Origin of the sequence: Methylomonas sp. LW13 (genome assembly GCF_016865255.1) — a bacterium.
GTDB lineage: Bacteria > Pseudomonadota > Gammaproteobacteria > Methylococcales > Methylomonadaceae > Methylomonas.
In genome coordinates this window covers 4,997,041-5,019,067 of record NZ_CP033381.1, presented here as the reverse complement: position 1 = coordinate 5,019,067, position 22,027 = coordinate 4,997,041, and the positions used below count along the sequence as shown (strand labels likewise).

Genomic DNA, 22,027 nt, shown 5'->3' with positions numbered 1-22,027 from the left:
GCTATGTCTGATCGCAAATTTGCTGCCATTATGCCGCGTCGTGTTTTAAACCGCTGGTTTTTCGGCCTGTTGCTACTGGCTGCGTGCAGTGAGCAACCGGTCAAAAACAAGACCCAGCTGGAAGTGCGCCCGCAAACCAGTGCCCGCAAAGCCAAGCCGGCCGAGCCACCGCGCAGTTACCGGATGGCCGACAATCAAAACAGCCTGCATCTGCTGGATGCCGACACCCGCCTGCAAGCCGGCGATAGTCAGGCCGCGCAAAAAGCCCTGGATAAAATCAACGCCGAACAGTTGCCGCCGGAATTGTTCAGCAAATACAAATTGCTTCAAGCTCAAGTAGCGTTGAGCATGGGTGATGCCGAACAAGCCTTGAAAAAGCTGGAGGGCGTGCGGCCCGCCATACTGACCGACGCCGATCAAATTGCTTATTACCAATCCGTGGCTTTTGTGCATGCTTTGTTGGGCGATGTTGTACCCAGCGTCAGGGCTCGCCTGAAACTGGGCCGACTGTTGCAAAAACCCGAGCAGCAAAAGCAAAACATTATCGCCATTCTGGATGCGCTTAGCGTGCTGCCGTTGGAAACCCTTAGCGGTCCGTCTCCCATCGTTGACGAACTGAGCGGTTGGATGGCCTTGGCTAAAATTCTGAAGCAACGTAACGTGGCGGGTTTCGACACAGCCGGTCAAATCCTGCAATGGCGGCAAATTTATCCCGGTCATCCGGCCAACGCCGATTATCTGCAAGCCTATTTGAATCCGCCGCCTGTCAGTCAGCCGGCAGTCCAAGAACCGGAACAAGCGGCGCAACCGCCTGCTCCGGGTGCAACCATTGCCGTGTTGCTGCCTGGCTCGGGCTCTTACGCCAGCGCGGCTAAAGCCATCAGGGAAGGGCTGACGGTAGCCCATCGTCTGGCCGCCAGCGCCGCGCCGCAAATGCCGCTAAAGTATTACGACAGCGAAAAAGACGATATAGCCAATGTCTATCGGCAAGCCGTCAGCGACGGCGCCAAACAGGTGATAGGCCCCTTGGTGAAAGAACAAATCCAAAGTTTGGCGCAATCCACCGAATTAAGCGTGCCGGTGTTGGCGCTGAATCATGTGGAAAATCTCAGCAAAACCAATCTCTATCAATTCGGCCTCAGCCCGATAGACGACGCGGAACAATTGGTACAAAAAGCCAAGCGCGATGGCCAACAGAATGCCGTATTGCTGACGCCGAATACCACGCAAGGTGAGCGGGTGCGCCATTATCTAATGTCGGCTTGGCAAGCGGTCGGCGGCGCCGTGGTGGGTGTGGAAAGCTACGACCCGAAACAACACGATTTCGCAGCTATTGTAAAAACCTTGCTCAGCACCAGCGTCAGCTCGAATGGCCAGAAGCAACCCTTGGCCTTATTCGTTAGCGCCAGCCCGGAATTGGCCAGAGAGTTGGCGCCGCAACTCAAGTACTCGCAAAGCAGCGAGTTGTCGATTTATGCGATGCCGAATATCTACAGCGGCCGGCAAAATCCGGTGCGGGATAGCGAGTTGGGCAAGATTAATTTCTGCGATCTGCCCTGGGTGTTCGGCGATGCCTACACCGGCGCACTCAGCCAGCAAGCCGTGCAGAATACCTGGCAAGGCCTGAGTGACAGCCAGGTTAAACTGGTCGCGTTGGGCATAGATGCTTACAACATCATCGGCCAATTACCGCAGCTGACCGGGGCGTCTTACGCCGGCGCTACCGGCCGCTTGTCCGTGAACGGTGAAAACCGCATTACCCGCAAACTGGTTTGCGCCCAGTTTAAGGGAGGCGTGCCGGTCGCCTCCGGCTTTATCGAATAGTATGCTATTCGGTAAAGCCAAGCCGGTTCATTTGCAAAAGGGCGATAGCGCCGAACAATTAGCCTTGGCTTATTTGCAAAAGCAAGGTTTGGAATGGGTGTGCAGCAACTTTCGCTGCAAAATGGGTGAGCTGGATCTGGTGATGAAGGACGGTTCGGCGCTGGTGATTGTGGAAGTACGCTTTCGCAAATCGGAGCAATTTGGCGGCGCCCTGACCAGTATCACCCGGCAAAAACAGGCGCGCATCGTCGCCGCTACCCAACACTATGTCATAATCAACAACCTGAGCCAGCTCTCGATTCGTTTCGACGTAGTTGCTGTATCCGGCAACAACCGCCTGGACTGGATTAAAAACGCTTTTCAAACCTGAGTATTATGAGTTTACAAGACCGCATCATCGCCCACTTTTCCGACAGCATTCAAACCAAACAGGATGCGATGGCCAGCTTGTGCGAGCTGATCGAATTCGCCTCGCAAAAAATCGTCGAGGCTTTGGTGAATGACAAAAAAGTGCTGACTTGCGGCAACGGCGGTTCGGCGGGCGATGCCCAGCATTTTTCTTCGGAAATGCTCAACCGTTTTGAACGCGAACGTCCCGCGTTGCCGGCGATTGCGTTGAGCACCGATACCTCAACCATCACCTCTATCGCCAACGACTACCATTACGACGAAATCTTTGCGAAGCAGTTGCGCGCGCTGGGGCAGGCTGGCGACATCTTGCTGGTCTACACCAGCAGCGGTAACTCCGGCAATATCATTAAAGCCGTGAAAGTGGCGCATGACCGCGACATGACGGTCATCGCACTAAGTGGCAAAGACGGCGGTGTGCTGGCCGGCGCGTTGAACGAAGCCGATATTGAAATCCGCGTACCGTCTTATTCCACCGCCCGCATTCAGGAAGTGCATTTGTTGATCTCGCATTGCCTATGCGATTTAATCGATCATCAATTATTTGGCGGCTAAGGCCCAGGCGCCCGTTATCACTCAATCGGATAAACGGGCGTTTGCATACTTGATTACCTGACGTAATGTAGTTTTTGCCCCAACATTTCGGCAGTTACCAGCACTACCCCGCCCTCGCTGACATAAAACCTGTTTTTGTCGTCGTCAAGATTCTCGCCAATCACCGTGCCTGCCGGCACCTCGCAACCTTTTTCAACGATGGCTTTGGTAATTCGGCAATTTTGGCCTATGCAGACTTGCGGCAACAGAATGCTGTCTTTGATAAGCGCTGATTCGTTTACGGTGACATTGGAAAACACCATGGAATGTTGAATGGTTGCGCCGGAAATAATGGAACCGCCCGCAATCATCGAATCCACGGCCAGACCACGCCGGCCGTTGTCGTCGAACACAAATTTGGCCGGCGGTGTTTGTTCCTGATAGGTCCATATCGGCCAGGACGCATCGTATAAATTCAAATCCGGCTTGACGCCGATTAACTCCAAATTGGAAGCCCAATAGGCGTCTATGGTCCCGACATCGCGCCAATAACTTTGCTGGCCGCTTTGTAAATCCAAAAACGGATATGCATTAACAATATGATCGTCAATGACGGCGGGAATAATATCTTTGCCAAAGTCGTTAGTGGAATTTTCAGTGAGAGAATCTTTAATTAATTGCTCCCATAAAAAATCGGCGTTAAAGATATAAATACCCATTGAGGCCAACGCGGTGTTGGTTCTACCCGGCATCACGGGTGGGTTGGCCGGTTTTTCGACAAACGCCCGAACGCGGCGATTGCTATCCACGTCCATTACGCCAAAAGCGGAGGCGTCTTTTAAGGATACTTCCAAACAACCTATGGTTAGGTCGGCGTTTTTTTCTACGTGGTCGATTAACATGGCCGCGTAATCCATTTTATAAATATGGTCGCCGGCCAGGATTAAAATATGATCCGGTTTACGAGCCCGCAGAATATCGATATTTTGCAAGACGGCGTCGGCGGTACCTTTGTACCAGGAAGTCTCGTCTATCCGTTGTTGTGCCGGCATGATGTCGACGTATTCGCCAAATTCGCCGCGCATGAATCCCCAGCCTTTCTGAATATGCCGGATCAACGAATCGGCTTTGTATTGCGTCATCACGCCGATTTTACGGATACCGGAATTCACGCAATTGGATAACGGAAAATCGATAATCCGAAACTTGCCGCCAAAAGGCACGGCGGGCTTGGCGCGCCAATCCGTCATATTCATTAAGCGCGAACCGCGTCCGCCGGCAAGAATTAAAGCAATAGTATTTTTGGTTAATTGATGGATATTGTGTGTGGGCGCTGACATGGTTAAATCTTTAGAAAAATAAACTGTTGGCCGAATAGGTTTTATAGGGCATATCAAGTTTTCCCAAGGCTTTTTCAAACCTAAAAATTAACGGCGAAAACTCAAAATACACGCATTGTTTCAAGCGAAGCAAACGCACTTGAGTTGCTAATATCCGGAGTGATATGTAGTTCGATAATACTTACCGCGGGCAAGTCGAGGACGTGTTGTTCCGACTCCGCTGTGCACCCTTGCGGATTAAAATGCCATTGTTGGCGGACGATTTCGCGAAACGGCTGTCCGTTATCCGCAGAAATACGAAGGACGTATTCTTGTGTTCTGGCTATAGCCGATTCCAAAAAATCCAGTTGAATAGATTGCACAGGCTGGGCCTGCTTAAAAAGTAAGCGGATAACTTGCGGGCCGGGCATGCCCGCTCGCCACCCGCCGCTAAAGCCAGGCAGTAGCGCGGCTTCGATAGTGTGCTCCTTAGCCTCGGATGACACTTCAACGTCAGCAAGCGCTTCCAGATTTAACGGCTCTGTCATTGAGCTGGCTTTGTTGGGCCGACTGTCACCGATAATTCGTTTTTGCATGGTTTACCTGGCGTAGGACTGTATTAATTGGTCGAAATGGTTTGAATCCGGTTTTAGTTTGTCGGGATTGATTAACTTGAGTGCGATTGCTCCGTAATTGGATAGGCAGGCACCGCATGCCTAGCGTCCGGCTGTTTGGAAACAAGGAATGTAGGCATGGCTCGGTCCCGGTGAGAGCTGAGTGTTTTACTGCGAAATTGCCTGATGGCAATTGCTGATTACAAATGGCTGTTGCTCCCAAACCCCAGCCGAAAAATATGGGCGCTTCCCTGCGCCCCAGGTCGAGAGGGAGGCTTAACCCTTTAAAAAGCTGGCCATGATGCCAGCCGGGTCAATACCTTGATGCGGGAATTGCTCCCACAGGCCGCCGCAACCTTCTTTATGCGTGGCAATATAGTTGTATTTTGGTGTGTAACCGCGTTCCAACAACCATGTGCCCATGCGGCTACCCAAACCGGTTTTACGGTTGAAGGACTCAACCACCAGCACTTTCGGTGACTTACCGATTTTGGCCAGCATGTCTTCATCGATGACGTTCAAGGTCGGTTTGTTGATCAAGCCTACATCCACGCCTTGTTGTTTCAGGCGCTCGACTGCATCCAGCGCCCTGTACAAGGCTTCACCGAAGCTGACGATATAACCGGCCGTGCCTTCGCGAATGACTTCGTCTTTGCCGGGCACGAATTTATAGTCGCCACCGAAAAACTCGTTGCCGTTGCTGTCCAGAATGGTTGGCACTTTGGAACGAGTGGAGAAGATGAAACGCAAGCCCGGATCGAAGAAGACTTTTTCCACGCACGCTTTCATTTGCAAAGGATCTGCCGGGAAATACAGCTTGGTCTCATAGCCGTCGCTCAAACCGTTGTCGGCGAACATATTGTTCAAACCGAAATGGCAGGTGTTGTCGGCCATGTCGTCGATACCGGAATGCGAGAAGTGGCTGAGCACGTTGGATTTGTTCAAGCGGGCCATGGTGATTTCGGACATCAGCATTTCTAAGAACGCGCTGAAGGTGCCGAAAATACCTTGTTTGCCCGCTTCCATACCAAAACCGGCTGCCGCGGAGAAGTTACCACGTTCCATGATGCCGGAGGAGATAAACACTTCCGGGAAAGCTTTATGGATTTTGAACAGACCGCAAGAGCCTTCCAAGTCACTATCCACAACCCGTACTTTGGCAACCCGTTCCGCTTCGCTCAAACGGCCCAAGACTTCCACGCAAGCATCGCCGAAGACGTTGCGGTTGGCGTCCCATTTGTCGCTGGAACCCAAAAATACCGCGTCGTTCTTCGGTGCTTTGACTTCGCGCAGTGCATCGGCAGCGGCTTGTTGACCATGTGATTCCAAGTATTCCAACGCCACTTTCACCGACACAACGTCGTGACCGTGGGTCGAGCCTTCCAGACCGACAATGCCTGGACACATTGGTCTGTGGTTGATAACCGCAACCGGGCCAGGGGTGTTAATGGCGGTGATGATGCGTTTGTACAAATCGTCCAGATCTTCGCCGTCGCCTTCCAATACGGTGACGCCTTGACCGGCCAAGGTTTTGGCAGTGCTGCAGCCTTTTAAGTACTCGGATGGGTGGCCGGCGATGGTGACGTTGTTGTCGTCGATGATCAGTTTAACGTTCAGGCCTTGCGCCACAGCCAGACGGGCCGCTTCGGCATCGTTACCTTCCTGCTGCGAGCCGTCCGAGCCCAGGCAGAACACAGTTTTGGCCGGGTTGGCAATGGCTACGCCGTTGACATACGGCCACATGTGGCCCAAGCGGCCGGAGCTGAATTTCACGCCGGGGGTGAAATCCAATTCAGGATGGCCTGGCAAATGCGAATGCGCGGCGCGGTATTCGATCAAGCGTTCGGCCGGCAAATCGCCGTTCAGGGTGGACATCAAATACTGGGTGGCGACGCGGTGGCCGGCTTCGTCAAAAAAGATGGGTACAAAATCATTGGAGCTGTGGAACAGCGCATCCATGATCATGACTTCCGGCACGGTATCGTATGGACCGCCGGTATGACCACCCACGCCACGGGCTGCGCCGTTGGCTGTGAAATAGACAATAGCATCACGGCACAACTGAATGTTGACTTTCAGGCTGGCACGTTGTGCATCGGTTAAAGTTGGGTTTTTTGGATCTAAGTTGATGCGCTGATAAGCGCCAAGATCGATTGGAAATTTGGACATAACTAATCTCATGGTGAGGACATTATTTTTATAGACGCGCAGCTAGTTGTTACGCTGTCATTTTTAAACGCGACATAGAACAAAGATAATATTTAGCCCCGGCAAATATTCGTTGCTAATTAACTACAATACCGCTGCTTTTTTACACAAGCCGTTGCAATTTTGTAGTCTTAAATTTGTTTTTTCATGCCGTCGTATCGAACCTTACACCCATTAAAATGGGCTTTGCAAGACTTATTAAATACCTACTAATTTGTATATAACTTGAAACGGAAAGCCTGTATAGCCCTGAGACAAATAACAGAATACGTTCTATGGAAAATCAATTAGTTATTCAAGTCGCTTCTACTATCGAGGATTATAAGCAGCAAAAAAATTTATTTTATTTTTCGCGGCAGTGCAGCTTTGCGGGACGAATTGATTGAATGGTAGTGTGTTGCCGAAACACGCCTCGCCTACACAATCCCAAATCGCCAGCGGAAATATCTCAAACATTTCGCCGGAGGGATCGGAACGCGGGCTTGGAACCATTAGTTTCGTTCTTGCTCTAAACAAAGGGATAAAGGATGGCTTCGGCGGAGGAGAAGGGAGGCCGATTAGTCAAGCTTTCCGGTGCGGTGACCAAAACCATCGCGTTTCAAACAGCCTGGGGGGAGAGTCGGCAAGACATCGCAAAACGGTGTAAGTGGTCTTTCCAAAGGGAAAAGTCGCGTTAGTTGTATTTATCCGCAACGTGGACTATGTTTCCAACACCTAAAGTAAAGCAACTGGTTGACGCTACATAGGGTAAGCAAGAGAATCCAAGCCTATCAGCTTACCGGCAGTCCGGTAGCTTGATTTTCATGGTTTACGTATCGAGGGTAGTGAGCGTTGGCCCAAACCGTATTAACCAGCCTTGGGATACAGCTAAGTACTACCAGAGTGTCTTTATGATATTGATTATTAAAAATATCCCGTCGATTACGCAAGAAAGCGAGTTGGGAGACTTTGTCGCCCCCGCTCTCAGGTTTTGCCTGTTACTTCCCTTCAAGCTTGGCAATATTCTAAAAACCGACATCTTTTGTCTTAAAAATATCAAGACCAATGTACTGTCGTTTCATGGCCGTATTTTTATTGACGATGACAAAGCCGGTAAGCTTGCCATCAAAAAACTGCATGGCAAGCGTTTCAAAAATAAAGTCGTCGAAGTCAGAGAATATTTTATACGTTCGCACAAAAACGACAGACGCTTAACGCAGCAGCCGGTATCGACAGACATACTGGAAAAGCGTAAAGGCGAACGGCGTTGCAATATCAAGCATGAAGGGCAAGCCGCCGCTTACACGAATGTATTCGATACCGAAAACATCTATCAAATTAGCCGCCGATTACGAGACGACGCTTACGATTACTAAGCCACGGTGCTGGCAACCTAAGTTTCGCCCGTATGCCGAAGAGATAGCAGAATCGTGACCCTATAAAGTCTGAATTAAACGATACCAGTTTGCTCGACTCTATCCCCGTCAATTTTCCCTTCAAATCGATGCGCTATGCCTTGCATCACCAAAATCAACACCACCCCAGCCAAAATAAAACCAATCTGTTGTAATGAGGTTTTGATGTCGGTCTTCTGATGCAAAGACGGGATTAAATCGGCAACCGCGATATAAATAAAACTGGAAGCCGCCAGGGTTAAAAAGTAGGGCAAGATGTGATGTAGGTCGCCAAGACTGAAATACGCCAATACGCCGCCAACCACCGTGCTCAAGCTGGCAAGAACATTGTAAAACAAGGCCTCACCGCGCTTGTAGCCACTGTGCAGCAATATCGCGAAGTCGCCGACTTCTTGCGGAATTTCATGCGCGGCCACCGCCAAGCTGGTGACGATACCCAGTTGCACATCGGTTAAAAATGCCGCGCCGATCAACACGCCATCGACAAAATTATGGATGCTGTCGCCGAGAATGATAAACATCCCGGCGGGGCGGTGGCCGGCCGCTTGGATTGAATGCGTATGGCCGTGTTCGTGGTGATGATCATCGTGCGATTCTTCGCCGTGGGCTTCGCAAGCGTGAGAATGGCAATGGCGCCAGACCAGGAGTTTTTCCAATACAAAAAACAATAGGATGCCTGCTAAAATCGTAGCCGAGAGTGTGGACATATCCTCGACCGGCACTTCCTCGAAAGCATGCGGGATCAATCCGCAAAACGCGCCGGTCAACAACGCGCCAATTGCAAAACTGATGCCGTGCGGCAGTACATGCTTTTGTTTGTGTTCTGGCAGTAATAAAAACACCGCAGCAGCCAGAACACTAAGCACTCCACCCAGCGCGGTAAACAAGATAATCGACAACAATACAGTCAAATTAGTCTCTCCAGATCAAACTGGCCATGCGGCCAGTATTCGCGCCGTCACGGCGATACGAGTAAAAACGTTGAGGATCGGCGACGGTGCATAGGTCACCGCCATAAACGTGTTCCACACCCAGTTCCGCCAGTTTAATACGTGCCAGCCGGTAAATATCCGCCAGCCACTTGCCAGGCTGTCGCGCGCGAAATGCGACGGCGGTAATCGGGTTGTCTTGAATAAAAGCGTCCCGCACCTCGTCACCCACTTCGAAATTATCCGGGCCTATCGCCGGCCCCAGCCAAACATGCACATCCTGACAACTCATCGCATACAGGGTTTCGGCGATGATACCGGCCTGCAAACCGCGCCAGCCGGCGTGGGCGGCGGCGACCACTTCGCCATCGTCTCCACAGAACAATACCGGCAGACAATCGGCGGTCAGTACCGCGCATACCGTGCCGGGCTGATCGGCGAAACTGGCGTCGGCTTCTGCCAAACTGTCGGTTTCATCGGCATTCACTACCCGCACTCCATGTACCTGTTGCAGCCAGACCGGCTCCGTTGGTAGTTGCAGCATGTCCTTGATGATGTAGCGGTTGGTTTTGACGTGCTGCGGGTCGTCGTTGACGTGGCTGGCCGGATTCAAACTGGCGTAAGGGCCGGTACTGACACCGCCGGTGCGCAAGGTGACGGCGGCATGCACATGCGCCGGCAGCGGCCAATCAGGCTTGATCCAATTCATTTTCGGCCAATAATTTCAACAGATTTTGCATGTCTTCGGGGATGGGTTGTTCCCATTCGCAATACTCGCCGGTCTCAGGATGCTCCAAACCCAATTTCGCGGCATGCAAGGCTTGGCGCTTAAAATTGCGCAAGGCCTCTGCCAACGCGGGATTACAGTCAGCCGGCATTTGGAAGCGGCCGCCGTAGACTTGATCGCCGACCAGCGGATAATTGATATGCGACATATGTACTCTAATTTGATGCGTCCGGCCGGTTTCCAGCTTGACGCGAATCAGCGTATGGCGCTTAAAGCGTTGTTCCAGCCGGTAGTGGGTAATCGCTTCTTTACCGCCGCGCTTTACTACGGCATTACGTTTACGGTCCACAGGATGGCGGCCGATAGGTTCGTCGACCGTGCCGCCGGCGGTCATCCAGCCCTTTACCAGCGCCAGATATTCACGATGGATGCTGCGTGCCTGTAGCTGCTCGACCAGACTGTTATGAGCCTGCAAGGTTTTGGCGATCATCAGCAAGCCGCTGGTGTCTTTGTCGATGCGATGCACGATGCCGGCACGCGGCAGGGTATCCAGATTGGGGGCGTGATTGAGCAAGGCATTAACTAAAGTGCCGTCCCAGTTGCCGACCGCCGGATGCACGACCAAACCGGCCGGTTTGTTGACGATGAGTAAAGAGCGGTCTTCATAAACAATGTCTAGCGGGATTTCCTGAGGCGCATATTCGATCACGCGCTCAGCTTCGGCATCCAGCTCGATTTCCTCACCGCCGTCCAATTTCTCGCGGCCTTTCATAACCTCACCATCCACCAATACCCGGCCGGCTTTGATCCAGGTTTGCAGTTTGCTGCGCGAATAATCCGGAAACACTTCGGCCAGACACTGGTCCAGTCGCATACCCGCCAGTTCCTCGGGAACCCTTGCCGTCAATATCGTCATAGTCGTTTTTAAGTTATACTCGCGGCCAGAATGCCGCCAAAAGCTGCAAAAAACCCGCAATATTACAACGTGTTGATAAACGTATGCGATTAGTTTTAGTAAAAACCGTTTTTATCGCCTGTCTGGCTTGGACGCTGCAAGGCTGCGAGACCCTGGATGCCTTTATGAGCAAGGATTCTTCCGCTAGCAAAGACGAAGAATACGCCGGCTGGGACGACAAGATGTTTCATGAAAAAGCCAAGGAAGCGCTGGACAATAAAAACTATCAAAAAGCGGTGACTCTTTACGAAGCGCTGGAATCGCGTTATCCGTTCGGCGACTATGCGGCTCAGGCGCAATTAAATGTTGCTTACGCTTACTATAAAAACGACGATCCGGAAGCGGGCTTAGCCGCCGCCGACCGCTTCATTAAAATCCATCCACGCAACCCCAATGTCGATTATGCCTATTATCTAAAAGGCCTGATCAATTACAACCGCGGTATCGGCTTTATAGACCGCTTTCTGCCCACGGACTCTTCGCAACGCGATCCCGGTCCGGCCAAAGATTCTTATGATAATTTCCAGGAATTGATCCGCCGCTATCCCAATAGCCAATATGTTGCCGATGCCAAACTGCGGATGATCGCACTCCGTAACAATATGGCAATGTACGAAGTCCATGTCGCCGACTTTTACATGCGCCGTAAAGCCTATGTCGCCGCTGTTAACCGGGCTAATTACATCATCAAGGAATATCAACGCACCCCGGCGGTGCCGTTTGCCTTGCAAATCATGCAGGACGGTTATCGGCAGTTGGGCATGGACGAGTTGGCCGCCGACGCCGAACGAATCTATACCTTGAATTACCCCGCCGGCGCACCGCAAGCCAATTACAAGGATGAAGGCGCCATTCAAAAAGTGTGGGACGCCATGGGCCTGGATAAATAAAACTTGCGCCGTTTGACCTTGTTGCGGCCTGCTTGCTTAGGCTGGCTGCTGTTAAATGCCGGCTTTGGATACGCAGCCGAGCCGGTACCGCTGTTTCAAAACCGCTTTTTCACGTTGTCGCAGAACACTGAACTGGTCTGCGCTACCAGCCAGCAACACTTTACCCCTACTGCGGCCCTAGCTGACATCATCCGTTTTTACGAAACAAACCATCCCGGTTTGCGCAAACAAGCGGTGGCGGTGCTGACCGATCATAAAAACCAGGATCATCTCGACGACTTGGCCGATTACCGCGAAGACTGCGCCAACAATATCGCCGGCGAACTCTGCGTACTGGAAAAATATTGGGACGACCGCGAAGCCGCCTGGCGGGCCTTGGCCTTGTTCTACGACACCAAAACCGTGGTCAAACACAGCGACGACTATCGCTACGAAGTGCGACGCTTCAACTTAGATCATCTGCGTTTGTTCGAAAAAGCGATTCGTAAGATCCCGGCCTTTTTAAGACAAAGCATCAGCAAAGCCAAGCCGGTAGATAATTTGGAACAGGAAATCGCCGATAAACCCACGGTGATGCAGGAACTGATTCGCGATGCGTTTCAAGAAGACTACAAAAACAGCATCTGGCAGGATCATACTCATCCGTTGACGCTGGTGCCGGGCATAGGCTTTCGCTCGCAGACCGTGGCTCAGGTATTCAGCGGTCAAAACCTGATCGTGTTTACCGTCAAGGCCTTCGACAAGGGCAAGGAAGGCGGCACCTATCGCGACATCGGCGTGCAATATCTGGTGGATTTTAGGCTGCCTATCGTCGTGCATGAAATCGCCCACACCATCGACAACTTTCATTTTTGGAACGGCCAGGACGATCTGTATTTTTTCTACAAGTACCACAAGATTTCCAACGACGAAGACATCATGAAAATCATCGCCGAGGCTAAGCTGGCATTGTGGCCTTCGAAATGGTTCGAGGCGTTCGAGTATTTGGGCGAAGTCAACGAAGGCCGTTACGATGGCACCACCCAGGAAAAGTTGGCCGAGTTGGTGGCGCAATACATTTTAATTCCGGAACGCTTGCAACAAAGCGCGCCGGCCGCTTATCAATGGCTACGTGAGGACATCTTCCGCGGCATCGAATACCAAGGTTACGACCGCTGCGAGGTGCCGCTGACCAAGCCGCTAAGCTGGTGGCAATACGCTACCGGCAAGATGCTGGGCCAGTAACGCTTTATACTATGCTGACCTTGAATTTTAATCTCGCTAAACCGTTGTCTAGCCATGAAAAAACCGCAAAACCTATCCCTGCAAGAACAACTGCTTAAATCCGGCCTCAGCAACGACGCTAAGCTCAAACAAGTCAAAGCCGAGAAGCGTAAACAAACCAAATTGGAACGCAATAATGGCGTCGAGACCATCGATGAGGTTAAGCTGAGTGCGGAGCAATTGCGCCAGCAACAGGTGGAGCGCGACCGAGAACTGAATCGGCAGCGCAAGCTGGCCGATGAACAAAAGGCCCTGGGGGCGCAAATCAAGCAAATCGTCGAAATGAACCGTATCGCGCTGGATCCGAACGGCTTGGCTTACAACTTCACCGACGACAACAAAGTCAAAACCCTATACGTGGCTGAAAAAGTGCGGGAGGCCTTGATCAACGGCCGGGCCGGCATCGCCAAAATAGACAGTCATTATGAGATCGTGCCGGCGGAGGTCGCCCGCAAAGTGCAGGCTCGGGATGCGGGTAGTATTGTGGTGTTGAACGAAGCGACGCAAGATGTCTCTGCCGCCGACGACCCGTATATCGAGTTTCAGATTCCGGACGATTTGATGTGGTGAAAACAGCCAGTTGAGCGGAGCCGGCAATTGTTTCGGCTCCGCTCGGCGAACGTGTCGTAGTCTCTCGATTCGCTCAAATCTTCCGAAAAATCAAATCCCAAACCCCGTGACCTAAACCCAGGCCACGGTTTTCGAACTTGGTTAAGGGCCGATAAATCGGCCGCTCGCAGAAATCGTTGCTCGGGCTGCTGTTTTTCAAGCCGGTGCCGGCAGACAAAATCCCCAGCATGTCCTTGGCGTAATGCTCCCAATCGGTGGCGGCGTGAAAATAGCCGCCGGCCAGTAATTTCTTGTTCAGCAAGTCCACGAAGCTAGGACGGACAATGCGACGCTTGTGATGGCGGCGCTTTTGCCAAGGGTCGGGGAAAAACAGATGCACGCCGGCCAGGCTATGGTCGGCAATTTTTTGCTCCAGAATCTCGATGGCATCGTGGTGGTAAATCCGCACGTTGTTAATCCCGCGCTGCTCCAGCAACATCATCAAATGGCCGACGCCGGGGCGGTGCACTTCAATCCCCAGATAATTCAAATCCGGATTGGCCTCAGCCATCGCCGCCAGGCTGTCACCGTTGCCGAAACCGATCTCGACAATCAACGGCGCTTGCCGGCCGAAGGCTTGCTCGGCATCGAAGTTGGCTTGCGGCGACAGGCAATATTTATCCCAATGGCTTTCCAGTGCTTGCTTTTGGCCGGCAGTCGCGCGGCCTTGGCGACGGATGAAGCTTTTGATGCGGGCGGGGTCGATTTTTTGGGGTTCAATCATTGGAATAGCGAAGATTAATCAGGTGAAGCTAAATATTGGTAGCGGAGTATATCAGCTGAAGTTTAAACATCAGTCTGCCCATGTAAGCGAGAAGGGTTTCCTGTAACTATTTCAATTTGACCATCAAATTAGTGCGGTATTCCGATAGCAAAAGAGAGTGTTTTTCGTCAACGATAAGTCGCCGAAAAACACAGATTAAAAACGCATTTATCTAAATTGTACAAACCGAATCAGTCGTCCTCTATACACAACTGGCCGGTAAATGGTGCGCTCTCGTAAAGAATGTTGCCGGTAATTTCAAATTGTCCCCTACCGTCTTTAAAAGTTTTGCTGCCACCAACTACCGTTAATAATTCTGTCGTCGCACCTTCAGGGTTAAAAATCAGATCCTTAGTAAAAACCCGCCCCAGATCAACTGCCCCGGCACTCAGCTTAATTGCCGACGCCCCGGTTAATTGACCAAGCCCATTTGCAAACAGCCCGGAGAACGCCGTTCCGGTCAGCTTCAGGTTTTTACCAAATGTGGCGGTTAAGGTGCCGATAAAACACACCGGTGGTGCGCCGGGCGGTAGTGGTCCCAAAAAAGTTAAATCGGGAAACTGGCGATCCTTGAATTTTAGAATATTGCAATCCGGGTCAGCGGTGGACGGCTGTATTGTTCCGCTGATATTTTTGCATATATATTGGTCTGCATATAAATTTCCAGATACTAGAGACGCTAGTACCGCAATTGTAACTGTCGACAATTTCATGATGAAATCCTTAAGACTTTAAGATGGGAGAAGCGACTGATCTTTTGCCGGTATCACCACAAGCCGTGCGCGAACTGCTTGATAGAATGCTACCAAGATTTTGACCAGTCTAAGTTGAGTGCTTCACTAATGTAGTTGAGATAATACAAGTATCAAGCTATTCAACGCACTTGTAAGCGAATGATCTATCGTAATTGTGCCAACCGGGTTTGCGCAGCCATGCCGAACGGGGAATACGGCTCTTTTTCTAAAATTTGTTGCAACACAGGAATGCTAGGTTTTGCCAACAACTCAATAGCTTTTAAGCGCACAGAAGGATGATGGGCATGCAAGGCCGCCAACTCTGTCAAATAAGCATTGGCGTCGTTTAACAGCTTCAAAACGACCTTTTCCGGATCTTCGGTAAACAAATCCCTCACCAATTCTCCATATTGCTCTTGGAGTCGGATCAACTCCCGGCGGTCGAGTTTTTTGGGTTCGGTAGGATCGTCACAGCAGGCCATTGTCTTACGTTTTTTGACCGTACTCGGATATGAGGTGCTGAAATTCGAATTCGCAGCCACCGCAGCCGGATGCCGCGCCGGTGATGCGGGAGATTCTTTCGGGATCTACGATACCCTCGGCTAGCAGGGTTTTGATTTGCTGCTCGGTGGTGCCGCTGCAATAGCAAAGCACGTCGTTTTCAGTATTGGGTTTGGTGGCGGTCATGATAAGGATTTTAAGCGTATCAACTCAAATTCTACAGAGTATGTCTTTAGGCAGTGGCTTCGGTTTGTTGGGTTACGCCCTATTGGGCTAACCCAACCTACATTCCGTATTTAAAAGTTACAAAGATAAAAAATCCAATTGAAGTTACTGCAACTATCAGTATTACTTTCTTGTGCAAACTCTCGAATTCCAAATTGGGGATTATAGTTTTTAATAAAAAATAGACCCCAAGAGTAATCGCTAAAATCAGAAGTTTTATTACCAACCGCTCTGATAGTTCCACAGAGTCCCCATTACAAAAACAACCCATCAATCGGCGAAGAGGCCGAAGCAAAACGTTTACGCGGCATCCGTCCAGCCAGGAAGGCTTCGCGGCCGGCTTCGATGCCTTTTTTCATCGCCGAAGCCATCAATACAGGATTTTTCGCAGCGGCTATCGCGGTGTTCATCAACACACCGTCGCAGCCTAGTTCCATGGCGATGGCTGCATCGGAGGCGGTGCCGACGCCGGCATCGACCAAGATAGGTACCTTGGCGTTTTCGACGATGGTCAGAATGTTATACGGGTTACGGATGCCAAGACCGGAGCCAATCGGCGCGGCCAGCGGCATCACCGCCACGCAGCCGATTTCTTCCAGGCGCTTGGCGGCAATCGGGTCGTCATTGGTGTAGACCATCACGTCGAAGCCTTCCTTGACCAGCAATTCGGCGGCGACATAGGTTTCGGCTACATCCGGAAACAAGGTCAGTTGGTCGGCCAATACTTCCAATTTGACCAGTTTGTGGCCACCCAATAACTCCCGGGCCAGCCGGCAAGTCCGCACAGCATCTTCGGCAGTGTAGCAGCCGGCGGTGTTGGGTAGAATCGTATATTTATCAGGCGAAATTACGTCCAGCAAGCTCGGTTCACCGGGATTCTGGCCGATATTGGTGCGGCGAATCGCGACAGTGATAATCTCGGCGCCGCTGGCTTCGGTGGCCAGGCGGGTTTCTTCCAGATCCTTGTACTTGCCGCTACCGACCAACAAACGCGAGCGGTATTGTTTGCCGGCCAGCGTGAAATAATCGTCTTCGCCGCCGCCGATAGCCTGTACGATTTCCAATCTATCGTCAGCTTGCAAGCGTTGGCTGGCGTGCTGGGTAAAAGGCAAAATTTCCTTGTTCAATTCCACGGCGATGCGTTTGCCGGTCAAGCCCAAATCGGCAATTACGTCGGCAACGGTGGCGTTTTCGCCATACTCGCGATGATCGCCATTGACCTGTATTTTCATACGTTAAACCTTGTGTGTATTGGCGGCACGGCGGCGTTCCACGGCGCCGGCCAGATGATGTAACAATTCGGCGCTATCGTCCCAACCCAGGCAGGCGTCGGTGATGCTTTGGCCGTAAGTCAGCGGTTTACCTTCTTCGACATCCTGACGGCCGCCCACCAAGTGGCTCTCCACCATCGCGCCGATGATGCGGTTGTCGCCGCCGCGAATTTGGCTGGCCACATCCTCGGACACCAACATTTGCCGCTGGTATTTTTTCAGGCTGTTGGCGTGACTGAAATCAATCATGATGTTTGGGCGTAACCCGGCTTTCTCCAGACCTTCGGCGACTTGATCGACGCTGACTTCGTCATAGTTCGGCCGGCTGTTGCCGCCGCGCAGAATGATGTGGGCATCTTCGTTGCCGCGCGTCGAGAAAATCGCCGAGCGACCTTCTTTGGTGAGCGACAAGAAATGATGCGGACTCATTGCCGCATTGATCGCGTCAATCGCAATTTGTATCCCGCCATCAGTGGCGTTTTTGAAGCCGACCGGACAAGACAAGCCGGATGCCAACTCGCGATGCACCTGGCTTTCGGTGGTTCTGGCACCGATGGCGCCCCAGGAAATCAAGTCGGAGACGTATTGCGGCGTGATCAAGTCCAGATACTCGGTGGCGGCCGGCACGCCGAGATTATTCACATCCAACAATACTTGACGGGCCATCCGTAAGCCTTTGTTGATGTTGAAGCTGGAGTTTAAATCCGGGTCGTTGATCAAGCCTTTCCAACCTACCGTGGTCCGCGGCTTTTCGAAGTAAACCCGCATCACGATCACCAGGTCGTCTTTCAACTCGTCCATGATCAGTTTCAAGCGCCCTGCATATTCCACTGCCGCTGCCGGATCGTGGATGGAGCAAGGACCGATAATCACCAGCAATCTGTCGTCGGCACCGGTCAGAATGTTGTGAATCGCTTCCCTGGCATGCAGAATGGTGGCTGCGGCTTGCTCGGTCATCGGGATTTCTTCATGAACCTGAATCGGCGCCACCACGTCCTTGGTTTCACAAATTCTTAAATCATCGGTGTTATAGTTAGTTGGCATGACACTCAGCAATACGCTTTCAGTAGAGGAATTAATTGGCTATTTTAACCGTTTTGCCTGTCGGTGTTACAAACTAATGCCGAAACCGACTTGAGAAAATACGGACATGACAGACGACAGACCCATTAAACGCTGCTTGACGGTGTGCCTGGCGCAATCGTTCGAATTCGCGCAATTGCGGGAAAAACTGCTGGATACCACCCGCGCGCAACTATTTAGAAACGCTTTGGTGGTCGATTACAAAACCGGCTGCGCGATTGTGTTTGCCTATGGCGTGATGGTGTGCTGGAACCTGAATCTCGACGACCGCCGCGCCTTGCAGGATTTATTGCTGGATTACGCGATTAAACCCGACGCCGAACCGCAGGAAGACAATTTCAGCTATGAAATAGGTTGCGAGCAGGACCGGATTCAGCACGATCATATCGAATTGCAATCTGCCGACTTCAAAGTGCTGTTGGCGCTTTCGCACGCGATGGCGCAATCGATCAAATTAGCGGCGTTCGAAGGCCACGCCATCGACACCATTCGCGCCACCAGCCATTTACCGCAATCGCTGGCGCGGGAAGGCAAAATCAAGCTGAATCGCAAAACCATGGCGATGATCCGCGGCCAGCTGTTTCTGACCAAGAGCGACATCATCCTCAATTATGATCTGCTGGATACCCCGGAATTTTTTTGGGAACATCCCGAATACCAGCATATTTATTCAATGGCGGCCAATTATCTGGAAATTCAGCAACGCACCGACGTATTGTCAAAAAAGCTTGAGACGATACACGAGCTGCTGGAAATGCTGGCAGATGAACAAAAACACCAGCATTCCTCAGCCTTGGAGTGGATCATTATCTGGCTGATTGCCGTGGAAATCGTGATGTCGATTTTGGACAAGCTTTTTTAGTTAGCCCAACTCTCAGCGGCCCATTTCGGCACCGGGTTTGCAGCAAGCTAACGTTTGCCCAGGAAAATCAAGGGTTGACGGTATCGACCGGCTGCCGCGATAATCGGTCCAGAGATTGAACTCGCTCACAAAAATATTGGTATCCCCTGCGTCTCCGCTTAGTTTTGCTGCTAAGTCTAAGAAGTCGCATCACTAAATTTACTTTAAGGACAAACCATGAAAATACTATCTGCCCTATTAGCGACGTTTTTGTATTCGGCTAACGCGACTGCGGCTCTTGAATTTACTTTTTCAGGCGATTTCGTCAATTTCAGCACCGGCAATTTTTCAGGACAAGTAACGGTCGATGCTTTGTCACCGAGCTCCAGCGACGTTTTTCCGGCGTCAGGCAGCGAATCCGCCAGTTTACGTTTGGGCTATTCGCTAAGTGCTCCGCTTTCCATATTAGCTAATGGACAAGCGTTGGCGATCGATAACGACCACGCTGTGCTAAATATCGTCGACAACGCCACCGTCAGCGAAGCTCAGATAAACAGTCAGGGGTTTACCAGTACTCAAGTAATGCCGGGCACTTATGACATCCTGACCCTTCATATGGAATCGGCTAGCAACCAATACGATGACAGTGGTCTTTTGGTATCCGGTGCGGAATTTTCGGTGACAGGTTTTTTTGATCAGCTATTACTGGGCGGGGTAGACCTTGATCCGACTAAACTGCCCAGCCTGTTTGGCTTAGCATTTGCCGATAATTTGAAGTTTTTGGTTTTTGAAGTTAACCGAAAATTAGGTGACAGCGAAGATTTTCGTGGCGCTGGTGTCATTACCGCCAGTGACATTGTCGACACTCACGTGTTTACCCCTGTGCCGCTACCCGGCGCGGCGTGGTTATTTGCAAGCGTTATCGCCGGATTAGGTTTGCGGATGCGCAAACACGCTTAATTGCCTGATATCAGGATGAGTCATTGCCTGGGTCAAGCGTTGCCAGGCTGACTCGTCCTTCGGTAAGCCGAAACGCACACTGGCCGGCTCCTGAAACAAGCGGGTCAGAATACCCTGCCCAGCCAATAAATCGTGCAGCTTAGCTGCCTGCTCGCACTTCACCCATTGAAATAAATCGCATCCACCGCTGGGTGGCCAACCGCTGTCGGTCAATAGCTGCTGTAGTCGTTGCCCCTGCTTCGCTAACGATGCAGCAGCGGCGGATTGCCAGCTTCGATCAGCCAAGGCCAGTGCAGCGACATAACGGCCTGGATGGCTGATAGCCCAGGGCCCAAGCCGCTCAGCAAGTTTCGCTAATAAGTCCGACTGGGTAATCACGAAGCCGCAACGGATGCCGGCCAAACCAAAAAACTTACCGACAGACCGTAATATTATCAAACCCGGCCGCACAGGTAGTGGTGCCAGACTGTATTCGGCGGGCAAACTATCGATAAACGCTTCGTCGACTAGTAGCCAGCCGCCACGCCGGCTAAGACTTTCATGCCAATTCAATAGCTGTTGCCGGTTCCATAGCCGGCCAGTGGGATTATTGGGATTGACCAGAATCAGCACATCCAACTCGTCCAGCCGGTCGTCTATTGCCTCCGCTTCGACTCTGACAACTTGATGCTCCGCTTTTTGCCAACTGCCGGCATGCTCGGCATAGGCAGGGTGCAGCAAGCCCACTCGTGATTTCGGCCGTAACAAAGGTAACGCTTGAATCGCCGCTTGCGAGCCGGCTACCGCCAGCAAGGAGTCGTTCTGATAGTAAGCGCGTGCCACCACTAATAACTCGTCATCGTCTTCCGGCAAGCGTTGCCAGCATGCGGCTGGAATCGCAGGCACCGGCCAGCCGTTGGGATTGATGCCGGTGGACAAATCCAGCCAGTCGGCCAAAGGAATGGCATATTGGCTCGCGGCTTGTCGCAAGCGGCCGCCATGTTCAAGCAAGGGCATCTCCCGCAGCGATCACGATCAACCACAACAGTAGAGTCCGGTACATCAGGTTGCAGGCGCGCGTAATATCGCCGTTTTCCGGTAGTTGTGGGCCGCCGAACCAGGGTTTTTGTTTCAGTTGTCCGTGATAACAAGCCGGCCCGCCCAGCTGCAACTGCAGTGCGCCGCCGCCAGCTGTCATCACCGGTCCGGCGTTAGGGCTGTCCAGTAGATGGGCTTGCGTCCGCCAGGACTTGATAGCCTGTGCAGTGTTGCCGAGCAGGGCATAGCTCAAGGCCGTCAAGCGTGCCGGCAGCCAATTCAACAAATCGTCGAAGCGGGCAGCCGCCCAGCCGAAGTACAAATAGCGTTGACTTTTATAGCCCCACATGGCATCCAGGGTATTGCTGAAGCGGTAGAGCAAGGCGCCGAACGGCCCCAATACGACGAACCAGAACAAGGGCGCAAACACCGCGTCGGCACCGTTTTCCAGCACCGATTCGATAGTCGCACGGCGCACGTCGGCCTCGGTCATCGCTTCGGTCTGACGGCTGACGATTTTACCCACCTTTTGCCGCGCTAACGGTAAATCGCTATCCGATAAGGCGGAATGAACGGCCAGCGCATGTTGCTGCAAACTGCGGGCCGCGATACAAAAATACAAAACCAGTACATCGATTGTAGTTTGCAGCGGTGGCCAACTCGGTACAAGCCGCAACCAGAGCAGGCAGGGAATTAAGACTATCGCCACCGCCAAAAAGCCGCTGACTCGTTGACGAAAAGCCGATTGCTCGTTGTTTAACAGCCGCATTTCTACAGCGCTAGCCCATTTGCCGAACATCACTAGCGGGTGATAAGTATTGCGCGGCTCGCCCAGCCAAAAATCGATGGCTACAGCCAACAAAATGCTGAGGGTGAGAATCATGATTTACGTTGGATAAACAGGTATTGCAAATCTGGGAGAGCGGAAAGGGGCATATTGGCCGACATATTCATGACC

Annotated in this window: 23 protein-coding genes; 9 read left to right on the top strand and 14 right to left on the bottom strand. The window is 51.8% G+C overall.

What is annotated here, in order from left to right:
- Positions 1-3: 3 nt before the first annotated feature.
- The 3 genes from JL719_RS22895 to JL719_RS22885 are packed head-to-tail and all read left to right on the top strand — an operon-like array spanning position 4 to position 2,787.
- Positions 4-1,824, top strand: a complete 1,821-nt coding sequence (locus tag JL719_RS22895) for a penicillin-binding protein activator (protein ID WP_033156849.1) — start codon at positions 4-6, stop codon at positions 1,822-1,824.
- 1 nt (position 1,825) lies between these two features.
- Positions 1,826-2,194 (top strand): YraN family protein, encoded by a 369-nt coding sequence (locus JL719_RS22890; protein WP_033156848.1) that lies wholly within the window; start codon positions 1,826-1,828, stop codon positions 2,192-2,194.
- A 5-nt stretch (positions 2,195-2,199) separates the two neighbouring features.
- A complete protein-coding gene (locus JL719_RS22885) occupies positions 2,200-2,787 on the top strand; it encodes a phosphoheptose isomerase (RefSeq protein WP_020483819.1) in 588 nt (195 codons plus the stop codon).
- Positions 2,788-2,840: 53 nt separating this feature from the next.
- On the opposite strand, the gene glgC is transcribed toward JL719_RS22885, so the two are convergent.
- From glgC to JL719_RS22870, 3 genes are all read right to left on the bottom strand, one after another.
- Positions 2,841-4,106, bottom strand: coding sequence for a glucose-1-phosphate adenylyltransferase (gene glgC / locus JL719_RS22880; RefSeq protein WP_033156847.1), 1,266 nt, complete (start codon positions 4,104-4,106; stop codon positions 2,841-2,843).
- Between the two features lie 101 nt (positions 4,107-4,207).
- Positions 4,208-4,681 (bottom strand): hypothetical protein, encoded by a 474-nt coding sequence (locus JL719_RS22875; RefSeq protein ID WP_033156846.1) that lies wholly within the window; start codon positions 4,679-4,681, stop codon positions 4,208-4,210.
- 294 nt (positions 4,682-4,975) lie between these two features.
- Complete coding sequence (locus JL719_RS22870; RefSeq protein ID WP_033156845.1) at positions 4,976-6,868, bottom strand: thiamine pyrophosphate-binding protein; 1,893 nt, start codon at positions 6,866-6,868, stop codon at positions 4,976-4,978.
- Positions 6,869-7,797: 929 nt separating this feature from the next.
- On the opposite strand from JL719_RS22870, the gene JL719_RS22865 reads away from it, so the two are divergent.
- Positions 7,798-8,262: a hypothetical protein gene (locus JL719_RS22865; protein ID WP_033156844.1), complete on the top strand. Its 465-nt coding sequence runs from the start codon at positions 7,798-7,800 to the stop codon at positions 8,260-8,262.
- A gap of 74 nt (positions 8,263-8,336) precedes the next feature.
- Here the strand turns inward: JL719_RS22865 and JL719_RS22860 are convergent, their stop codons facing one another.
- Genes JL719_RS22860 through rluD form a run of 3 tightly spaced genes read right to left on the bottom strand, consistent with a single transcriptional unit; the run spans position 8,337 to position 10,873 of the window.
- Positions 8,337-9,212 (bottom strand): ZIP family metal transporter, encoded by an 876-nt coding sequence (locus JL719_RS22860; protein WP_033156843.1) that lies wholly within the window; start codon positions 9,210-9,212, stop codon positions 8,337-8,339.
- Between the two features lies 1 nt (position 9,213).
- A complete protein-coding gene (pgeF, locus tag JL719_RS22855) occupies positions 9,214-9,939 on the bottom strand; it encodes a peptidoglycan editing factor PgeF (protein ID WP_033156842.1) in 726 nt (241 codons plus the stop codon).
- Positions 9,920-10,873, bottom strand: a complete 954-nt coding sequence (gene rluD, locus JL719_RS22850) for a 23S rRNA pseudouridine(1911/1915/1917) synthase RluD (RefSeq protein ID WP_033156841.1) — start codon at positions 10,871-10,873, stop codon at positions 9,920-9,922. The genes pgeF and rluD overlap by 20 nt, the downstream gene beginning before the upstream one ends.
- 83 nt (positions 10,874-10,956) lie before the next feature.
- Here rluD and bamD point away from each other — a divergent pair, with 83 nt between their 5' ends.
- The 3 genes from bamD to JL719_RS22835 are packed head-to-tail and all read left to right on the top strand — an operon-like array spanning position 10,957 to position 13,635.
- Positions 10,957-11,802, top strand: a complete 846-nt coding sequence (gene bamD / locus JL719_RS22845; protein ID WP_084153293.1) for an outer membrane protein assembly factor BamD — start codon at positions 10,957-10,959, stop codon at positions 11,800-11,802.
- Between the two features lie 3 nt (positions 11,803-11,805).
- Positions 11,806-13,026, top strand: a complete 1,221-nt coding sequence (locus JL719_RS22840) for a hypothetical protein (protein ID WP_033156840.1) — start codon at positions 11,806-11,808, stop codon at positions 13,024-13,026.
- A gap of 54 nt (positions 13,027-13,080) precedes the next feature.
- Positions 13,081-13,635 carry a DUF2058 domain-containing protein gene (locus JL719_RS22835; RefSeq protein ID WP_033156839.1) on the top strand — a complete coding sequence of 185 codons (555 nt, stop codon included), beginning with the start codon at positions 13,081-13,083 and terminating at the stop codon, positions 13,633-13,635.
- A gap of 73 nt (positions 13,636-13,708) precedes the next feature.
- On the opposite strand, the gene trmB is transcribed toward JL719_RS22835, so the two are convergent.
- The 6 genes from trmB to aroG form a co-directional block, all read right to left on the bottom strand.
- Positions 13,709-14,398, bottom strand: a complete 690-nt coding sequence (gene trmB, locus JL719_RS22830; protein WP_033156838.1) for a tRNA (guanosine(46)-N7)-methyltransferase TrmB — start codon at positions 14,396-14,398, stop codon at positions 13,709-13,711.
- 230 nt (positions 14,399-14,628) lie between these two features.
- Positions 14,629-15,150, bottom strand: a complete 522-nt coding sequence (locus JL719_RS22825; protein WP_033156837.1) for a hypothetical protein — start codon at positions 15,148-15,150, stop codon at positions 14,629-14,631.
- A 185-nt stretch (positions 15,151-15,335) separates the two neighbouring features.
- Positions 15,336-15,653, bottom strand: a complete 318-nt coding sequence (locus tag JL719_RS22820) for a hypothetical protein (RefSeq protein ID WP_033156836.1) — start codon at positions 15,651-15,653, stop codon at positions 15,336-15,338.
- 4 nt (positions 15,654-15,657) lie between these two features.
- Positions 15,658-15,858, bottom strand: coding sequence for a (2Fe-2S)-binding protein (locus JL719_RS22815; RefSeq protein WP_033156835.1), 201 nt, complete (start codon positions 15,856-15,858; stop codon positions 15,658-15,660).
- 293 nt (positions 15,859-16,151) lie between these two features.
- Entirely contained in the window at positions 16,152-17,129 is a 978-nt protein-coding gene (thiS, locus tag JL719_RS22810; protein WP_033156834.1) for a sulfur carrier protein ThiS, read from the bottom strand.
- A 3-nt stretch (positions 17,130-17,132) separates the two neighbouring features.
- On the bottom strand, positions 17,133-18,212 hold the full coding sequence (gene aroG / locus JL719_RS22805) for a 3-deoxy-7-phosphoheptulonate synthase AroG (protein ID WP_033156833.1): 1,080 nt from the start codon (positions 18,210-18,212) through the stop codon (positions 17,133-17,135).
- Between the two features lie 106 nt (positions 18,213-18,318).
- On the opposite strand from aroG, the gene JL719_RS22800 reads away from it, so the two are divergent.
- Both JL719_RS22800 and JL719_RS22795 read left to right on the top strand, forming a co-directional pair.
- Entirely contained in the window at positions 18,319-19,113 is a 795-nt protein-coding gene (locus JL719_RS22800) for an RMD1 family protein (RefSeq protein ID WP_033156832.1), read from the top strand.
- Between the two features lie 216 nt (positions 19,114-19,329).
- Complete coding sequence (locus tag JL719_RS22795; protein ID WP_033156831.1) at positions 19,330-20,052, top strand: hypothetical protein; 723 nt, start codon at positions 19,330-19,332, stop codon at positions 20,050-20,052.
- Here JL719_RS22795 and cobD read toward each other — a convergent pair.
- The gene (cobD, locus tag JL719_RS22790) at positions 20,023-21,048 is read right to left on the bottom strand and encodes a threonine-phosphate decarboxylase CobD (RefSeq protein ID WP_051670008.1); all 1,026 of its coding nucleotides are present in this window, start codon (positions 21,046-21,048) and stop codon (positions 20,023-20,025) included. The genes JL719_RS22795 and cobD overlap by 30 nt on opposite strands.
- On the bottom strand, positions 21,035-21,952 hold the full coding sequence (gene cbiB, locus JL719_RS22785) for an adenosylcobinamide-phosphate synthase CbiB (protein WP_033156830.1): 918 nt from the start codon (positions 21,950-21,952) through the stop codon (positions 21,035-21,037). The genes cobD and cbiB overlap by 14 nt, the downstream gene beginning before the upstream one ends.
- Between the last annotated feature and the right edge of the window lie 75 nt (positions 21,953-22,027).